Origin of the sequence: Microseira wollei NIES-4236, from assembly GCF_020521235.1 — a bacterium.
GTDB classification, from domain to species: domain Bacteria; phylum Cyanobacteriota; class Cyanobacteriia; order Cyanobacteriales; family Aerosakkonemataceae; genus Microseira; species Microseira wollei.
This window is the reverse complement of sequence record NZ_BLAY01000045.1, coordinates 26,172-40,351: the sequence shown is the minus strand read 5'-3', so window position 1 is coordinate 40,351 and position 14,180 is coordinate 26,172. Positions and strand designations below refer to the sequence as shown.

Annotated in this window: 21 protein-coding genes; 11 read left to right on the top strand and 10 right to left on the bottom strand. The window is 44.4% G+C overall.

Annotated features, from left to right (window positions below; genetic code table 11):
• Positions 1–177: 177 nt before the first annotated feature.
• Together MiSe_RS16535 and mnmA are read right to left on the bottom strand one after the other, a co-directional pair.
• Positions 178–648: a hypothetical protein gene (locus tag MiSe_RS16535; protein ID WP_226582037.1), complete on the bottom strand. Its 471-nt coding sequence runs from the start codon at positions 646–648 to the stop codon at positions 178–180.
• 46 nt (positions 649–694) lie between these two features.
• Positions 695–1,801: a tRNA 2-thiouridine(34) synthase MnmA gene (gene mnmA, locus MiSe_RS16530; RefSeq protein ID WP_226582033.1), complete on the bottom strand. Its 1,107-nt coding sequence runs from the start codon at positions 1,799–1,801 to the stop codon at positions 695–697.
• Between the two features lie 114 nt (positions 1,802–1,915).
• Here mnmA and MiSe_RS16525 point away from each other — a divergent pair, with 114 nt between their 5' ends.
• The 4 genes from MiSe_RS16525 to srmL all read left to right on the top strand — a co-directional run bounded on the left by MiSe_RS16525 (position 1,916) and on the right by srmL (position 5,951).
• Positions 1,916–2,884 carry a hypothetical protein gene (locus MiSe_RS16525; protein WP_226582030.1) on the top strand — a complete coding sequence of 323 codons (969 nt, stop codon included), beginning with the start codon at positions 1,916–1,918 and terminating at the stop codon, positions 2,882–2,884.
• 62 nt (positions 2,885–2,946) lie between these two features.
• Entirely contained in the window at positions 2,947–4,536 is a 1,590-nt protein-coding gene (locus tag MiSe_RS16520) for an NAD(P)H-hydrate dehydratase (RefSeq protein WP_226582088.1), read from the top strand.
• A gap of 79 nt (positions 4,537–4,615) precedes the next feature.
• Positions 4,616–4,810 (top strand): hypothetical protein, encoded by a 195-nt coding sequence (locus tag MiSe_RS16515; RefSeq protein WP_307731443.1) that lies wholly within the window; start codon positions 4,616–4,618, stop codon positions 4,808–4,810.
• Between the two features lie 118 nt (positions 4,811–4,928).
• The gene (gene srmL / locus MiSe_RS16510) at positions 4,929–5,951 is read left to right on the top strand and encodes a PheS-related mystery ligase SrmL (RefSeq protein WP_226582028.1); all 1,023 of its coding nucleotides are present in this window, start codon (positions 4,929–4,931) and stop codon (positions 5,949–5,951) included.
• Positions 5,952–5,957: 6 nt separating this feature from the next.
• On the opposite strand, the gene MiSe_RS16505 is transcribed toward srmL, so the two are convergent.
• The 4 genes from MiSe_RS16505 to MiSe_RS16490 all read right to left on the bottom strand — a co-directional run bounded on the left by MiSe_RS16505 (position 5,958) and on the right by MiSe_RS16490 (position 8,399).
• The gene (locus MiSe_RS16505) at positions 5,958–6,275 is read right to left on the bottom strand and encodes a hypothetical protein (protein ID WP_226582025.1); all 318 of its coding nucleotides are present in this window, start codon (positions 6,273–6,275) and stop codon (positions 5,958–5,960) included.
• A gap of 71 nt (positions 6,276–6,346) precedes the next feature.
• Positions 6,347–6,562: a hypothetical protein gene (locus MiSe_RS16500; protein ID WP_226582023.1), complete on the bottom strand. Its 216-nt coding sequence runs from the start codon at positions 6,560–6,562 to the stop codon at positions 6,347–6,349.
• 74 nt (positions 6,563–6,636) lie between these two features.
• Positions 6,637–6,930 (bottom strand): hypothetical protein, encoded by a 294-nt coding sequence (locus MiSe_RS16495; protein WP_226582020.1) that lies wholly within the window; start codon positions 6,928–6,930, stop codon positions 6,637–6,639.
• A gap of 110 nt (positions 6,931–7,040) precedes the next feature.
• On the bottom strand, positions 7,041–8,399 hold the full coding sequence (locus tag MiSe_RS16490) for an NAD(P)/FAD-dependent oxidoreductase (protein WP_226582018.1): 1,359 nt from the start codon (positions 8,397–8,399) through the stop codon (positions 7,041–7,043).
• Between the two features lie 279 nt (positions 8,400–8,678).
• On the opposite strand from MiSe_RS16490, the gene MiSe_RS16485 reads away from it, so the two are divergent.
• A complete protein-coding gene (locus MiSe_RS16485; protein WP_226582016.1) occupies positions 8,679–8,921 on the top strand; it encodes an acetyltransferase in 243 nt (80 codons plus the stop codon).
• A 179-nt stretch (positions 8,922–9,100) separates the two neighbouring features.
• On the opposite strand, the gene MiSe_RS16480 is transcribed toward MiSe_RS16485, so the two are convergent.
• Positions 9,101–9,367, bottom strand: coding sequence for a hypothetical protein (locus MiSe_RS16480; RefSeq protein WP_226582013.1), 267 nt, complete (start codon positions 9,365–9,367; stop codon positions 9,101–9,103).
• Positions 9,368–9,522: 155 nt separating this feature from the next.
• Here MiSe_RS16480 and MiSe_RS16475 point away from each other — a divergent pair, with 155 nt between their 5' ends.
• The 5 genes from MiSe_RS16475 to MiSe_RS16455 all read left to right on the top strand — a co-directional run bounded on the left by MiSe_RS16475 (position 9,523) and on the right by MiSe_RS16455 (position 11,240).
• Positions 9,523–9,765 carry a hypothetical protein gene (locus tag MiSe_RS16475; protein ID WP_226582011.1) on the top strand — a complete coding sequence of 81 codons (243 nt, stop codon included), beginning with the start codon at positions 9,523–9,525 and terminating at the stop codon, positions 9,763–9,765.
• Between the two features lie 175 nt (positions 9,766–9,940).
• On the top strand, positions 9,941–10,333 hold the full coding sequence (locus tag MiSe_RS16470) for a hypothetical protein (RefSeq protein ID WP_226582008.1): 393 nt from the start codon (positions 9,941–9,943) through the stop codon (positions 10,331–10,333).
• An 18-nt stretch (positions 10,334–10,351) separates the two neighbouring features.
• Positions 10,352–10,807 carry a hypothetical protein gene (locus tag MiSe_RS16465; RefSeq protein WP_226582005.1) on the top strand — a complete coding sequence of 152 codons (456 nt, stop codon included), beginning with the start codon at positions 10,352–10,354 and terminating at the stop codon, positions 10,805–10,807.
• Position 10,808: 1 nt separating this feature from the next.
• A complete protein-coding gene (locus MiSe_RS16460; protein WP_226582003.1) occupies positions 10,809–10,964 on the top strand; it encodes an HNH endonuclease in 156 nt (51 codons plus the stop codon).
• 84 nt (positions 10,965–11,048) lie between these two features.
• Complete coding sequence (locus MiSe_RS16455; RefSeq protein ID WP_226582000.1) at positions 11,049–11,240, top strand: hypothetical protein; 192 nt, start codon at positions 11,049–11,051, stop codon at positions 11,238–11,240.
• A gap of 113 nt (positions 11,241–11,353) precedes the next feature.
• On the opposite strand, the gene MiSe_RS16450 is transcribed toward MiSe_RS16455, so the two are convergent.
• The 3 genes from MiSe_RS16450 to MiSe_RS16440 all read right to left on the bottom strand — a co-directional run bounded on the left by MiSe_RS16450 (position 11,354) and on the right by MiSe_RS16440 (position 13,124).
• A complete protein-coding gene (locus MiSe_RS16450) occupies positions 11,354–12,316 on the bottom strand; it encodes a hypothetical protein (protein ID WP_226581998.1) in 963 nt (320 codons plus the stop codon).
• Between the two features lie 4 nt (positions 12,317–12,320).
• Positions 12,321–12,572, bottom strand: a complete 252-nt coding sequence (locus MiSe_RS16445; protein WP_226581996.1) for a hypothetical protein — start codon at positions 12,570–12,572, stop codon at positions 12,321–12,323.
• A gap of 123 nt (positions 12,573–12,695) precedes the next feature.
• Complete coding sequence (locus MiSe_RS16440) at positions 12,696–13,124, bottom strand: hypothetical protein (protein WP_226581994.1); 429 nt, start codon at positions 13,122–13,124, stop codon at positions 12,696–12,698.
• A gap of 226 nt (positions 13,125–13,350) precedes the next feature.
• On the opposite strand from MiSe_RS16440, the gene MiSe_RS16435 reads away from it, so the two are divergent.
• A complete protein-coding gene (locus tag MiSe_RS16435) occupies positions 13,351–14,166 on the top strand; it encodes a helix-turn-helix domain-containing protein (protein ID WP_226581991.1) in 816 nt (271 codons plus the stop codon).
• Positions 14,167–14,180 lie beyond the last annotated feature (14 nt).

The following is a 14,180-nucleotide window of genomic DNA, read 5'->3' as shown; positions in this document are numbered from 1 at the left end:
CCACTTGACTCATCAATTCGAGTAAAAGTTGACTCATCAGTTGGGTTTCGAGTTGGTTTGCTAGTTGACTGTCCAGTTGGCTTTTGAGTTGATATCATGTCCGCGAGAGATCGGTAGTGTATCGATGGCTAATTGCTAATAGCTAATTGCCAATTGCCTGACAGCAGCCATTAGCGATTAGCTATTAGCAGTTACACAACCGTTGCTTAAGGACGTGATATGACTCCACAATTGGATGTCCAAGTGTCTCCTCAATTGGCTTCCCAGCTTGTTTCCCCGTTCTCTCTTGAGATCGCTGTTATGAACAATAGTTTCTATAGCAGCACTTGGGCTATCAAAAAAAAGGATTCTAGGCTGCTTATAGCCAATCGCAATATACGCTGATTTTATCGCTTCAGCCGCTTTTTCCCTATCAATTGGCTTGCTTGAAAGAGCAATTTGTCTCCACTTTTCCCGATATACTGGAATCAGCGCTTCTTGTTCAGGGATGAGGTTTTCAATTTTGTTCGGCGACATTTTAGCCTCTACTATTATAGCGGATTGCACTCGCATGAGGTACAGCCCTTGTGGCTCTCGTTTGTGTAGCGGCAGCATTAATGCTGCCGCTACACAAACGAAGCGATAACGCTTTCCCTCACGCGGCTGCAAGCCGCTGTAAGGAAATAACTACTACATACAAAGACAAAATTTGTTGCTAATTTTGCCGTTCGATAATTCCGCCACCTAACAAGATATCCCCGTCGTACCAAACAGCAGCTTGTCCGGGAGTAATGCTTAATTGGGGTTCGTCAAACACCAGTTTAACTCTTGTGGGATGGGCATCTTGCCCGTCCCACACTCTTGTGGGATGGGCATCTTGCCCGTCCATCAAAGGAATCACCGTCACGGGTGCAGGCGTCGTGCGATACCGGATTTGGACTTCGGCGCGAATCGGTGTAGTCGGGGGTGCAATCGATACCCAGTTGACGCGAGAGACGGTGCATTCGGGTTGGGTGAGATGCGTGCGATCGCCCACCACTACCCTATTATTCACCGCATCGATCCCAATCACGTACAAAGCTTCCGCCGCCGCAATTCCCAGCCCCCGGCGCTGTCCAATCGTGTAATGATGGACACCATCGTGCTGACCCAATACGCGCCCTTCTCTGTCAACAATATCGCCCTTTTTCGCAGCTAAATACTTATCCAAAAACTCGCGCATTGAACCATTAGCTTCTACCAAGCACAAGTCCATACTTTCCGGTTTATCCGCAGTCTTCAACCCAAATTCTGCCGCAATTTTCCGCGTTTCGGTTTTGTGCATTTCTCCTAGTGTAAATACAGAAGCTGCCAGTAAATCTTGTGTCAAATCGTACAAGAAATACGACTGGTCTTTACTTTGATCCACCGCCCGTAGCAACTGATAGCGACCGAGGTCAGAATTGTAACTAATTCGCGCATAATGACCCGTAGCAATTTTATCGATGCCTAACTGTTCGCGGGCATATTTTACCATCGGGCCGAACTTCACCGTCTTGTTACACTGGGAACAAGGCAGGGGCGTAATGCCGTCGCTGTATCCGGCGACGAGATAGTCTACGATATGGGCTTGAAACACATCGCGGCTATCGACGATGTGATGGGGGATACCCAACTGTTCGCAAATAAACGCAGCATCTACCATACCTTCAGAGCAGCATTGACCTTTCCCCTTCATCAGCCAAAGGGTTAAACCAACAACTTCGTATCCCTGATGATGGAGAATGGCGGCTGCTACTGAACTGTCAACGCCACCAGAAAGGCCAACAACTACTCTGTTCATAGCATTGAAATCGACTCGAACTAAACATCCATAGAACTAACTTTTTCTAAGTTAACACTTTGAGATAAATCTTGGATGGTTGTGGAAGCTTTTGAAAGTGCGAACTCTTGAGAGATGTCTTATAGTACACTGACTGTAAAATTTGCGTCAAACTGGGTAAAATTTGAGGATGAGGAAGGAATGGACATGAGAGGACGTTCGACATATGTGAAGAAACCCGGTTTCTTCAAGAAACCGGGTTTCTGGGGAGGTTTACTGTTAGGGGGTACTATAGCGATCGCTTCCCCCACCACCCTCGCCAAGTCAGTCCCGCCAACGGCGGTCAAACGCGACTACCCAGAAGCGGCGCGAAGGCGAGGCGATATTGACGGCTATCTAGTTTATGTGGATCGTTATAGTCGCAACTTATTAGAAGCGGTTCAACGAGTAGAAAGATCGGCAACGCGGGTACGCTTTAAAGGAAGAGATGTTATTCAATTAGCCATATACAGACGCCGTTCAACCGCAGAAGATCGGCTTCGAGATTTGGAAAGCCGAGGCATTATTGCTGACATTGCTACGGTTGATACGAGGCGTTATGCGCGTCAGTTTTTTGTCTACGTCATTAGCAGCGATCCGCGCATTTTAAGAGAAGTGCGGGAATTAACTGACAGCGCTTTTTTTGTGCGCTACCGGGGAAGAACAGTGATTCGCGCCGGAATATTTGACAGCGAAGATCGGGCGCTGCGCTTAGCAAATAGACTGCGCGATCGCCGCCTTATTCCTCGCGTCGATCTCGTTGAATTTGAAGAAAGTTGGGCTAGATTTGAAGCTGTAGGCGATGACCGACCCGTTGCTTCAGTTGACAATGATTACTATGCAGTAGTCATTCCATGCAGCGAAGAAGAACTGCCCGTAGTTGAAGCGCAAGTAAGACAAATGGCTCCCGATTTTGGCAGTCAAGAAGGTATTTCCAGGCGCAACGAAGCGGATGGCTCGTATGTCATGGTCGGGCCATTTCGCAACCGAGAAACCGCCGAAAACTGGCATCGCTATTTACAGGACTTTGGTATGGAGAATGCACAAATTTATTACAGTCGGTAATGGCGTTACTAGGCAGATCCCTGGTGACGAGGGTAATGGGTAATCGGGAGAAAGGGGGAAAAATGAAAGGGGTGCATAATTCAAATAACAATTACCAATCCAAAATCGCTCAATTTGTAGTCACCGCCGAACAAATGCACCAAATTGAAGAGCGCGTATTTGTTGCGGGAATGCCCGTTGCAGCTTTAATGGAAAAAGTAGCAGGATTAATTGCGCGTCGAATTGAGGAACTCTATCCATTAAAAGGCAGCGAGAACCAATTACCAATTACCAATCACCAATCTTTAAATATTGGCATTTTAGTTGGCCCCGGTCATAATGGTGGCGATGCTTTAGTTGTGGCTCGCGAATTGCATTTTCAAGGCTATAAAGTTTCGGTTTATCTTGCTTTTCCCAAACTCAAAGAATTAACATCCCAGCACGCCAGATATGCACGCAGTCTCACCATTCCCTTTTTTGACCAAATTGAACCGCTGCAAGATTGCGATATCATTATTGATGGGTTATTTGGATTTGGGTTAGAAAGACCCCTTTCCGACTCGGTTGCAGATGCCATAAACAAGTTAAATTCATGGTCTAAACCAATCATCAGCATCGATATTCCTTCCGGTTTGCATACGGATACGGGAGAAGTATTGGGAACGGCAGTTCGCGCAACTCGAACCTTGTGTTTGGGGTTGTGGAAACAGGCATTTCTGCAAGACCAAGCTTTGGAATATATCGGCAAAGCAGAATTAATTGGTTTTGATATACCTTTAGCAGATATTGCGGCAGTATTGGGCGCAACGCCCAAAATTCAGCGCGTGACGAAAGCAAATGCTTACGCTAATTTGCCCTTAGTTCGTCCGCCAGTGACCCATAAATATAAACAAGGACATTTACTCTTAATTTGCGGTTCTCGTCGCTATGCTGGGGGAGCAATTTTAACCGGATTGGGTGCAAGGGGAAGCGGTGTCGGAATGCTTTCAATTGCCGTACCAGCGTCGCTAAAACCGCTGTTGGTATCCCATTTACCGGAAGCTTTGATCGTAGATTGTCCGGAAACAGAAACGGGCGCGATCGCATCCCTCCCAGATGGGATAAACTTGGACTCCTATAGCGCGATCGCATGTGGTCCCGGTTTAACTACCGATGCTACCCCAGTTGTGCAAAGTGTTTTGGAAAGCGATCGCACTTTAGTATTAGATGCCGATGGTTTAAATATCCTTGCCCAATTAGAACTATCCCCGCGAGAAGCACCTACAATTCTCACGCCTCATGCTGGCGAATTCAAACGTTTATTTCCCGATATTGCCGAGCCAACCAAAGATAGAATAGAAGCGGTTTCCCTGGCCTCGCAACAAAGCAATGCAGTGGTATTGTTGAAAGGAGCTAGGACTGCGATCGCCAATCCTTCCGGTTCTATATATATTATCCCCGAAAGCACTCCCGCCCTTGCCCGTGGCGGTAGCGGCGATGTGTTAACTGGACTACTCGGTGGACTGCTCGCGCAAGCATCTTCCCCACAAATGCCAATAGCAGAAATAGTCGCAACAGGCGCATGGTGGCACGCTCAAGCCGGAATTTTAGCAGCAAAAGAACGCACTGAATTAGGCGTTGATGCCTTTACCTTGACGCAATATTTGATACCCGTGTTGCGTGGGATAGTTTGAATCGTAGTTGATTTCAAGAGGTTTAATTTATGGCTTATAGTGACTTTAAATTAAATGACTTAATTAAAGATTTGCACAGGTGTTTAACGAACGCGAAGGAAATCAAATTAAGACTATTTATCGAGCCGTAACCCTTGGCACAATTTGGCAATTTCTTAAACTGGAAGGGCAATTAGTTTCAATCGATCTAAGCGAGTATTATATTAGAGATATCAAAAAGATTTTAGGTATTTTATCCCTCGCCATTCAAAACTTTAGAAACCCGGTTTTTTAGAAAAACCGGGTTTCTGACCCCAGCTGGCGATTGCCCATTACTACATAATGTAGTATAATGTGTTAAAGACGCATAACCAGAGGCGAAAAATGAACCACCTGGACTTTTAAAACCGGACTTGACGAACCAGGCAAATGGCATACATGCTATAAATCTCATCGTCTATAAAATCGCCGAGTCTCTTCAAGCATCCGGTTATCCAGAAGTAACGATATGGCGTTCTCACCCTATTACCACCGTCGCCAATAACTTCGACAAGCTTTATTTTCCGCAACAGAGTTTGTCGCGAAGTCAGAAATACACCCGCTACCTCGACGACGGTAGGTTACTCAGAACCCACACTACTGCCATTATTCCAGACTTACTCACCCACCTCAAAGGCGAACAACTAATTGTGCATCCCGGTATCTGCTATCGGCGGGATGTGGTGGATAAACGTCACGTCGGGGAACCTCATCAAATGGATGTATGGTGGATAAGCGATCGCCAGCACCTGGCGAGGGAAAATTTAATCAAACTCATCCAAACTATTCTCGATGCAATTCTTCCAGGCGTATCCTACCGTCTCAACGAAACATCGCATCCTTATACCCGCAACGGTGTAGAAATTGAGGTGTTAGTAAATGGAAATTGGATCGAAGTGGGAGAAGGTGGGGAAGCGCATCCCGGTTTATTACAACCAGGATATACGGGATTGGCGACGGGTTGGGGATTAGATCGTCTGGCGATGTTAGTTAAAGGAATGGATGATATTCGCTTGCTGCGAAGCACCCATCCTAAAATAGCCATCCAAATGACAAATCTTGAACCTTATCATCCAGTATCAAATCAACCCAGGATTAGTCGAGATATGTCGATTGTGACTCGACTCGATACCGAGTTGGAAGATATCTGCGAAAAAATTGTAGAGGCGTTGGGAGAAGATGCCGAACTTTTAGAATCCGTCGAGATATTGAGCGAAACTCACTACGATCAACTCCCGCAACAAGCGATTCAACGTTTGGGGATTCAACCCGAGCAAAAAAATTTGCTGGTGCGGATGACTTTGCAGAGTTTGCACGCATCGATTAGTAATCAGCAAGCGAATTTACTGCGTGAGTTGGTTTACCAAAAAATTCATCTTGGCTTTTTCACCTCCTAAGATGGATTAATCATCAATCGGATCGTCCCGACCGATGCCAAGAGAGCGCAACATTGCTTTAATATCCGCAACATCTATACCGCAATAGTAGTATCGCTTTTGCCTTAAGTTTGCGAGATAAAAGCCAGTCTGACCTTCTTTCATGCGAAACATCTCATTCACAATCTGCTGCTTTGAAATGCCATACAACAACTCTAAATCTTGAAAATCAACCGCTATTGGCAGCAAGTTGTAGAACCGAGTCGTTTTTTTGAAGAACCAGCGACCTTCGCGGCACTCTACGATGCGGTAATAGTCTGGAACGATTAATCTTAGATCGTGCATTGATATAATTTGAGTAATCAACAAAGCGTCAAAGCCCCCAAGGTTGGAGCTTGGGAGCTTCTAGCTAGTCGCTAGTTGGGTGGTTGCTCAGATTCATCATCTCGCAACTCTGGGGGGAGTTCGGGAGTGAATTCCCCCTCATCCTCATCTTCTGTGAGTCCGATTTCAACATAGCCTATTGGCTCATCGGTTTCTGAATTTTGATCTGGCAGATATGCAGGCTCAAAAATCCTGATCTCTTCCGGCTGAACCTCTGACTTGTGACCGTTACCTCCAGATTGAGTCACGTTGTTTTCACCTCCTGTTGAGGGGTAGTTTTTATTTCCCTCGCTCATAAGCGTATACCACTTATAAATAAACGTCAACCACTTTTAGCCGACTGAACCAAAATAATTTTACCTTCAGCGATCGCGTCGAGAAGTTGTCCGGTAGAGCCTTGTTCGTCGTAGATATAGCCAAGTTTAAAAGCTATTTCTTTTAGCTTATCCGGCGTATTGGGAGCAACTCTAGCGTGCAGACTGGTGCGGTCTAATTTTTTCCTTCCTGCCATATATATCATTATAAGTGGTATACATTTATAGTAACGCGATCGCTCACGCCACGTGCTTGATGACAGAAACCCGGTTTCTGCGAGAAACCGGGTTTCTAAATTCATGGGTTTCAGTCGGTTTTAACCGATTTGTAGAGACGTTACGACTTGTAGAGACGTTACATGTAACGTCTCTACAGTAATCCGGAAATTTATTTCCGGGCGGGTTGAAATGCTTACACTTCAACCGTTGATTTACTTTCCCCTGGCACGTAATAATCGCCGTTAACATCAACAGCAACAATTCCCAGGGATTCGTTACCAGTGATCAAACGCGCGCCGCGCTTGCGGGTGAAATAGTTCCAACCCCACTGAATCATTACTATCAATTTGTTGTCAAATTCAATCAGATAGTAAATGTGGATAAATACCCAAAACAACCACGCTAATAAACCTGTAAACCGCACGTAACCCAAATCTACTACTGCCGCATTGCGCCCGATGACTGCTAAGCTACCAAAATCAAGATAACGGAAGGGCGGTGCTGGTTTACCTGCCAATCTTTGTTCGATCAATTTAGCGACATATTCCCCTTCTTGCATCGCCACGGGTGCTATACCTGGTAAGGGTTTCCCGTCTTGAGAAAGATTAGCCAAATCGCCAATGACAAAAATATTGGGATTTCCTGCTATGCTAAGGTCTGGTTCGACTATGACGCGCCCGACTCGGTCGAGTTCTACACCCGTGCGTTGGTTTAAAACTTTGCTCATGGGCGATGCTTTGACCCCTGCTGCCCATAATATCGTTCGCGCTGGAATTTGTTCGATTTGTTCGCCTTGCTTTACTGTCAGTACGTGATTTTCAATGTTAGTAACTAGCGCCTTTGTTAGCACCGTTACGCCCAATTTTTTGAGCGATGCTGCGGCTTTGGCGGATAATTCTGGTTTGTAGGGTGGCAGAATTCTATCCATGCCTTCCAGCAATAAAATTCTGGTTTCCGCCGTGTCGATGTTGCGGAAATCTTTTTTCAGGGTACTGTAGGCGAGTTCGGCGATCGCTCCCGCTAATTCTACACCCGTCGGCCCTCCTCCCACAATCGCAAATGTTAACCAAGCACGTCGTTTTTCCGGATCGGTTTCTTTTTCTGCTGCTTCAAACGCCAAGAAAATTCGCCGCCGCATTTCTAAGGCATTTTCTACTGTTTTTAATCCCGGTGCAAGGGTTTCCCATTCGTCTTTGCCAAAGTAGTGATGGCTCACACCCGTCGCTACAATTAACGTATCGTAAGTTACTTCTTCGCCGCGCAAGATGACTTTTTGGGCATCCGGATCGATATCGGTGACTTCTCCCAGCAGCACTTTGGTATTCTTATTGTTGCTGAGAACGGCGCGCAGTGGCGAGGAAATATCCGCCGGAGATAATGTCCCCGTTGCGACTTGGTAAAGCAGCGGTTGAAATAAATGAAAGTTGCGTTTATCGATTAGCGTCACTTGCACGGGTGCGTTACCGAGTGCTTTAGCAGCATAAAGTCCGCCAAAACCACCACCGATAATCGCTACGTGGTGAGGAGACTGATTTTCTGCGCCATTTACCATAACAACTACTTCCTTCCTTCGATTGAGTCTGCTGACAACCTAATTTTTGTCAACCTGCGGGCAATGTTTCTTTACAGAATTTATTCCATCTTAATGTGCTGGCCAGAAAAGACAAGCAGGTTGGTATTTATATGGTTCCCGCGATCGCTCGCAGAGAATACATCAGACTCTATCCCCCCACGGGTTAGGTATATACTTGACAAATATTAATGTTTCTGGTAGCAAAAATGTGCTATGTGACTAATAGGGTCAGCTATTAGTGATAAAAGGAGAGATGGTATGTTTCTCAAACACTTTCGCAGTGGCGACTTGGTAGAAGTGCTGACAGTGGATGATCTCTATAACCCTTGCACGAAAGAGATTATAGGGCGATACCACGCGGGGGAAGAACTGCAAGACCCGGAAACCTTCCTGAAGTCAGAGCTAATTTTTACCTCTGGTGAAGCCCTACCAATTTGCTGGCTAGATTCACACTATCAAGAACGTACTCGCCGATCTGTAGCCGCGATCGCAATTGGATAGAAAATCGACATTCCCCACTTGGGAGAAGAAGACGCACCGGACATAGGGACGCGGGGACGCGGGGACGCGGGGACGCGGGGACGCGGGGACGCGGGGACGCGGGGACGCGGGGACGCGGGGACGCTTTTAATTTTTCCACAACTCTTTCCGCGTCACCGCTTCTCGCCTTCTCCTCACGTTCAAACACACCGCCGCTGTTGCAAAACCTTGACTTTTGTTGTACTAAGAAAGGGTAAATCGGAGAAAACTTCTGAATTCTCTGTTTCGGATACGGAAGTAAGTCTAGGCGGAAACTCGGTTGCCATTTTTTTAGCTTTATCTTTAATCGATTTTAGTATTAGGCGCACCACCCAAGGAGAGAGTTCGGGGTTATTGTCTATTTCTGAGATTAGCGCTTCTAGATCGTTGACAATAGCTACTACTGGCATGTTGGTATCGGTTGTCATAAGATTGATGCTCCTTGTTTACAGCTTTTGGTTAGCGAATTTCCTGCTATGTTTTAGATTAAAAAAACCCGCTCACCCTTTGGACGCTGTTTGTGTCACTCCTTGATTTGACCTCAGTTAGAAGGTATCCGCTGTCCCCATCGATGTGACACCAAGTGCTAGAGTTCTTTCCCAGCGAGAGTTATGGCGTGCGTTTCCCGCACAATACCGCACCGGCGTTCCCACAGCGCCCGAGTGGACAATCTGCCAACTGGCACAATAACGCGAATGCGATCGCTACAACCAATCTAGAAACCGGGTTTCTTGCTGCGATCTCTACAAAGCGACAATTTTTCCTAGAAACCCGGTTTCTTTGCCTCCGCACAGGGGTAGCAACTCCAACAGATGTTATGTGGTAGAGAACCGGCTATTTTTAGCGATCAATTATAGCCGATTGCAGCCGCATGAGGTACACCTTGGCAGCAGTGTGCGGGCACCCTTAAGGGTGCCGCTACACAAAAGGCGCCAAAAGGCTGTACCTCACTCGAAAAGCAATCCGCTGTAGAAAGAATGGAGAAATAGTGAGTAATTAATATGGCAGATGACTATAATTTGCTCGGTTTGGGTGAACTAACATCCCTCGTAACAAATGTAAAATTCTCTATGTGGGGTGCTGAGGTGTTAGTTGAATGCTTGTACGATCCGATGGGCGATCGCATACCCTATTCCCTAATCTTTCAAGACTGTCGCGAGATTGGGTGGAATGTGCATGATGAAGAGGAAGTAGGCGAACCTTTAGCCGATTTAATTGGTATTCATCTGGGTGAGGATGCACACCGCAAAAGAGCTGTGATTCATACAGATATTTTTGAGATTGCGATTCTCTACGGTAGTTTTAGAGTGGAGAAGGATGCGTTAGCGAAGCTATCCGAAGGAATCGCACAACAAAACCCTTTGCAAAAGCGACCGGAGAATGTTGTTACGTGAGTTAGGCGATCGCAATGAATGTCCTACTGTTCTCTGACACCGCTAGAATGGGAGAATGATGAACTAGCGAGGTGTAATATGACAACACCAACAGAACTTCGCCAAAGAGCAATTGAATTGGTCGATCAATTGCCAAAAGAAATGTTAGTTGAAGCCGTTGAATTACTGGAATCTTTGTGCTTAAAGGCTAATCAAGTAGGAGATGATAAACCATCAACTCCTGAAGAAAGTGCATTACTGCAAATCATTGGGCGCCGACTACCCCCAGATGACCAAAAAAGACTGGATGATTTACGCGATCGCATTGAATGGGATGAACTAACTTCAGGAGAACACAATGAATTATTAGCCTATGAAGAACGGGTAGAAAGTCTAAATGTGGAGCGAGTCAGAGCTTTAATTGAATTAGCTAAAATCAGAAAGGTTGATTTGGCAACCTTGAACAGTGAGTTTAGATCAGAGGAAACAATATAGAATGACATCTGATCGAGTTACATTTGCTATTAAACAAGCTGTTTCAACAAGAGCAAAAAATTGCTGCGAGTATTGCCGGAGTCCAGGTGATTACTCTATCGATGGTCTTACAGTTGACCATATAAAACCCCGTCAAGCAGGTGGGGAAACCACATGAGAAAATTTAGCTTGGGCTTGTTTTGGTTGTAACGGTTACAAGCATACCAAAACTGATGATGTCGATCCTGAAACAGGTGAAAAAGTGGCTCTGTTTAATCCGCGAAAACAAGTTTGGACAGAGCATTTTAGCTGGAGTGAGGACTTCACTGAAGTTATTGGAAAAACTCCTTGTGGCAGATTTACAGTTAATGCACTTCGTTTGAACAGAACGGGTGTTGTTAATTTGCGTCGTCTATTGGCTATGGCTGGACTTCATCCCCCAGCGGAAATATAGAATGCGATCGCATCCTATTTTAGTATTCTCTAGTTATGCGATCGCACTGCAAAATACTTTTCAAAAGCAACCGGAGAATGTTGCTAAGTGAGTTATGCGATCGCCAATCATTCTCAATCATCGGCATCAAACGGCTTGGTTATTTGTATGTCAATACGTCTTTCTCTTAACATTTCACGAATGATATGTGCTGCATCTCTGACTTCTGTAATATCGTTCTCTCCACTTGATTCGTAACTCACTCTTATGTCTGATATAGCTGGGAACTCAATTCCCTTTCCATCTGTAGTGTTAATCTGCAAAAGTTTCTTAAAAATTACCTTTTTTCCGTCGCCATCCAATAAGCTTGCCGATGATAATTCCTGGGTATTTACAGAAACAATTGTGTCATAGAGATATTCACCCGTTTCAACTAAAGTTGCTACCCCCCTAATAAAGTTCCAATGACACTTATAGTAACTCAGGAAGTTTCTACATAAAAAAATCACCATAAATATATGAATGCTGTGTCTCGTCTTGCCGTCTAGTCCTTTTTCAACAAAGTAATCTTCTCCTATTAACCTTCGTAAAATTACTATAAATTTATTATCATTTTCTTTGTCCTCATTTTCTAATTCAAATCCACTACTAAGTTCTATAGGATTGTCTTGATTCATTACTACATTTAGCAATTCCGGTGTATTCTCATCCTCACTTACTAATTTAACGTCTAATTCATCAGGAGCTTTTTTGAATAGTTTTCTTTTATCTTCTAACAACCATTGATCGATTTCCTCGTCAGAAACGGGCGGAGTTATATTGGGTGACACTCTTGACTTCGAGATTAAAACAGCCGCTATAATTAGTAAAAAAGTCAAAAAAGGATGTATCACAAGTGAAATTAATAAGGCTAGGATTAAAAAATAAGCCCAAATTGCTTCTTTTGGCGCTCTTTTCTCTTTCCAATGAGAAATTAAATCGGCAATAACTTGTTTAGCAAATGATTCAGTGGTTGTGCTTCGCTGCCTTAAACATTCAAAATATTTCCTAATTAATTTTCGTTTTTCATCCCTAGACACATGATATTTTAAATTCATTTTTTTACTCCATTGCTTGGATTATATCAGACATTATGCGGTCTTTAACGATCGAGCTTAGTTTAGGCTCAATTAACCTTAATTTACCTTCATGAGCTATCTTTATCGCCAAGGAGTAATAACCTTGTTTGCTACTTTCTCTGTATTCGGATGAAGGCGTCGGATAACCTTTCATAAAGTAGCAGCAATAGCTAACAACTAACTTAAGGACTTTTAGTTCAATTGTCCCAAAATCTTTTGCAGAAGCTGATTTCAAAACTTCCCATTTCCGATCAGCGATTCGAGGGGGTAGATTTTCCAAATAACGATATTTGCTAGCAATGTTTTCGACAAAGCTATCAAAAGTCGGCGGCTTTACCGGATCATCGGGCGACTTCAGTCAAAAGTTGAAGTCACCAGTAAAAGTACCTCCCTGGAAAAACGCTTTAATTTCTTTAATTTCCTCGGCTATTTTCCCGAAATTATGAACAGTTGGCGGTTGAGACTTGAGGGCATTTGCCAAAGCTTCTACTGCTTGAGCAAGTTTTGAGTCTGCCTTTACTTCTGCATCTAATTCCTCGACTGCTTTGGCAACTTCGGAGTCATGAGTGGCTGCTTCTAACTCAAGAACAGCCTTACCGTAGTCTAATGGCTGCTGTTGGGATAGTTCAATAGCGTTTGCCGTATCAGGAGACTTACGCTTGAGTAGTTGCATCAACTCCCCGCCCTTCTCCAATACCTTTTCCCCTAGCTTTTCGCCGGTCTTTTCAATAGCTTTGGTTAAAACGAGGGTGGCGATCGCACCAGCTGTCAGCGATACAGGTTCCATAGAAAACTACTCAAATTTGCTGAATAAGTGTTTATTGATTTTTCTTTGACCAAGGTAGCAATGCTGGCTCAGCTTTGACGGTGAGAAAAAGTAATAAAAAAGTAATAAAAAAGTAAGATTTGCGGTCCGTTGCGGTAAAATATGTATCCAGGGATAGATCCCATCTCTAAGGGTTTTCACTAACCATACGCCGGCTTAACATTCCACGACTGAGGCATTTTGACACATGACCGTTGACGAAGCTCTAGAGCTTGTAGAAATTGTCCTAAACTATCAACGCCTTAACAAAGTTCAAGAACTCGTGTTTCGTCAATCTTGGGAAGGACGGTCTTATAAGGAAATTGCCGGAAGCTCCGAATATGAATATGATTATATTAAAGATGCTGGCGCTAAACTGTGGAAGCTGCTATCACAGGCATTTGGAGAAAAGGTTAAAAAAGACAATCTTCCATCAGTTATAAAGCGATACTTGCGGCAAACTCAAGTAAACAGTCGAAATCACATAATTGAAGTTAATCTCAGTGGTGCAAATCTTTCTGGAGCAACATTAAGCGTAGCAGACTTAAGTGGTGCAAGGCTATGTGCTAATAATTTAAACTTAAGCGATTCCGATTCATGTCAAGGTGATTTAACTGGCACAATCATATGTGATGATAATTTTGACTCAACTGAAAATGGAGATAAACAGGAAATTCAGAATAACTCAGAAGAACAATTCTATCACTGGAATGATTTACAATTTCGCTCAGAAGCAGAAGTAAAAATTGCCGAAGCACTCGATCGCGCCAATGTTCTCTTTTTCCCCAATTCTAAAGCAAGGCTTACAACTACTGAAGGTAGAGAAAATCAAGAACCTGACTTTCTCATCTTCCACAAGGGCAAGTGGGGTATTCTTGAGGTTGATGGTGAGGTAGATCAAGAACGCGATCGCATCCTCCAATCCCACGGTATCCCCATCATCCAGCACTACGACTCCACCTCTTGCAGCGAACAACCAGATCTAATTGTGCAACAGTTCTTGGAAATGTTGAGTCAGGTATGAGGAAAAACGCGCGA

What these genes read in the sequence shown, in the direction of transcription:
- mnmA (WP_226582033.1), bottom strand. Translation starts at nt 1,801, where the DNA reads ATGAACAGAGTAGTTGTTGGCCTTTCTGGTGGCGTTGACAGTTCAGTA.
- MiSe_RS16525 (WP_226582030.1), top strand. Translation starts at nt 1,916, where the DNA reads ATGTCTTATAGTACACTGACTGTAAAATTTGCGTCAAACTGGGTAAAA.
- MiSe_RS16520 (WP_226582088.1), top strand. Translation starts at nt 2,947, where the DNA reads ATGAAAGGGGTGCATAATTCAAATAACAATTACCAATCCAAAATCGCT.
- MiSe_RS16505 (WP_226582025.1), bottom strand. Translation starts at nt 6,275, where the DNA reads ATGCACGATCTAAGATTAATCGTTCCAGACTATTACCGCATCGTAGAG.
- MiSe_RS16495 (WP_226582020.1), bottom strand. Translation starts at nt 6,930, where the DNA reads ATGAATTTAGAAACCCGGTTTCTCGCAGAAACCGGGTTTCTGTCATCA.
- MiSe_RS16490 (WP_226582018.1), bottom strand. Translation starts at nt 8,399, where the DNA reads ATGGTAAATGGCGCAGAAAATCAGTCTCCTCACCACGTAGCGATTATC.
- MiSe_RS16485 (WP_226582016.1), top strand. Translation starts at nt 8,679, where the DNA reads ATGTTTCTCAAACACTTTCGCAGTGGCGACTTGGTAGAAGTGCTGACA.
- MiSe_RS16480 (WP_226582013.1), bottom strand. Translation starts at nt 9,367, where the DNA reads ATGACAACCGATACCAACATGCCAGTAGTAGCTATTGTCAACGATCTA.
- MiSe_RS16470 (WP_226582008.1), top strand. Translation starts at nt 9,941, where the DNA reads ATGGCAGATGACTATAATTTGCTCGGTTTGGGTGAACTAACATCCCTC.
- MiSe_RS16465 (WP_226582005.1), top strand. Translation starts at nt 10,352, where the DNA reads ATGTCCTACTGTTCTCTGACACCGCTAGAATGGGAGAATGATGAACTA.
- MiSe_RS16460 (WP_226582003.1), top strand. Translation starts at nt 10,809, where the DNA reads ATGACATCTGATCGAGTTACATTTGCTATTAAACAAGCTGTTTCAACA.
- MiSe_RS16450 (WP_226581998.1), bottom strand. Translation starts at nt 12,316, where the DNA reads ATGAATTTAAAATATCATGTGTCTAGGGATGAAAAACGAAAATTAATT.
- MiSe_RS16440 (WP_226581994.1), bottom strand. Translation starts at nt 13,124, where the DNA reads ATGGAACCTGTATCGCTGACAGCTGGTGCGATCGCCACCCTCGTTTTA.
- MiSe_RS16435 (WP_226581991.1), top strand. Translation starts at nt 13,351, where the DNA reads ATGACCGTTGACGAAGCTCTAGAGCTTGTAGAAATTGTCCTAAACTAT.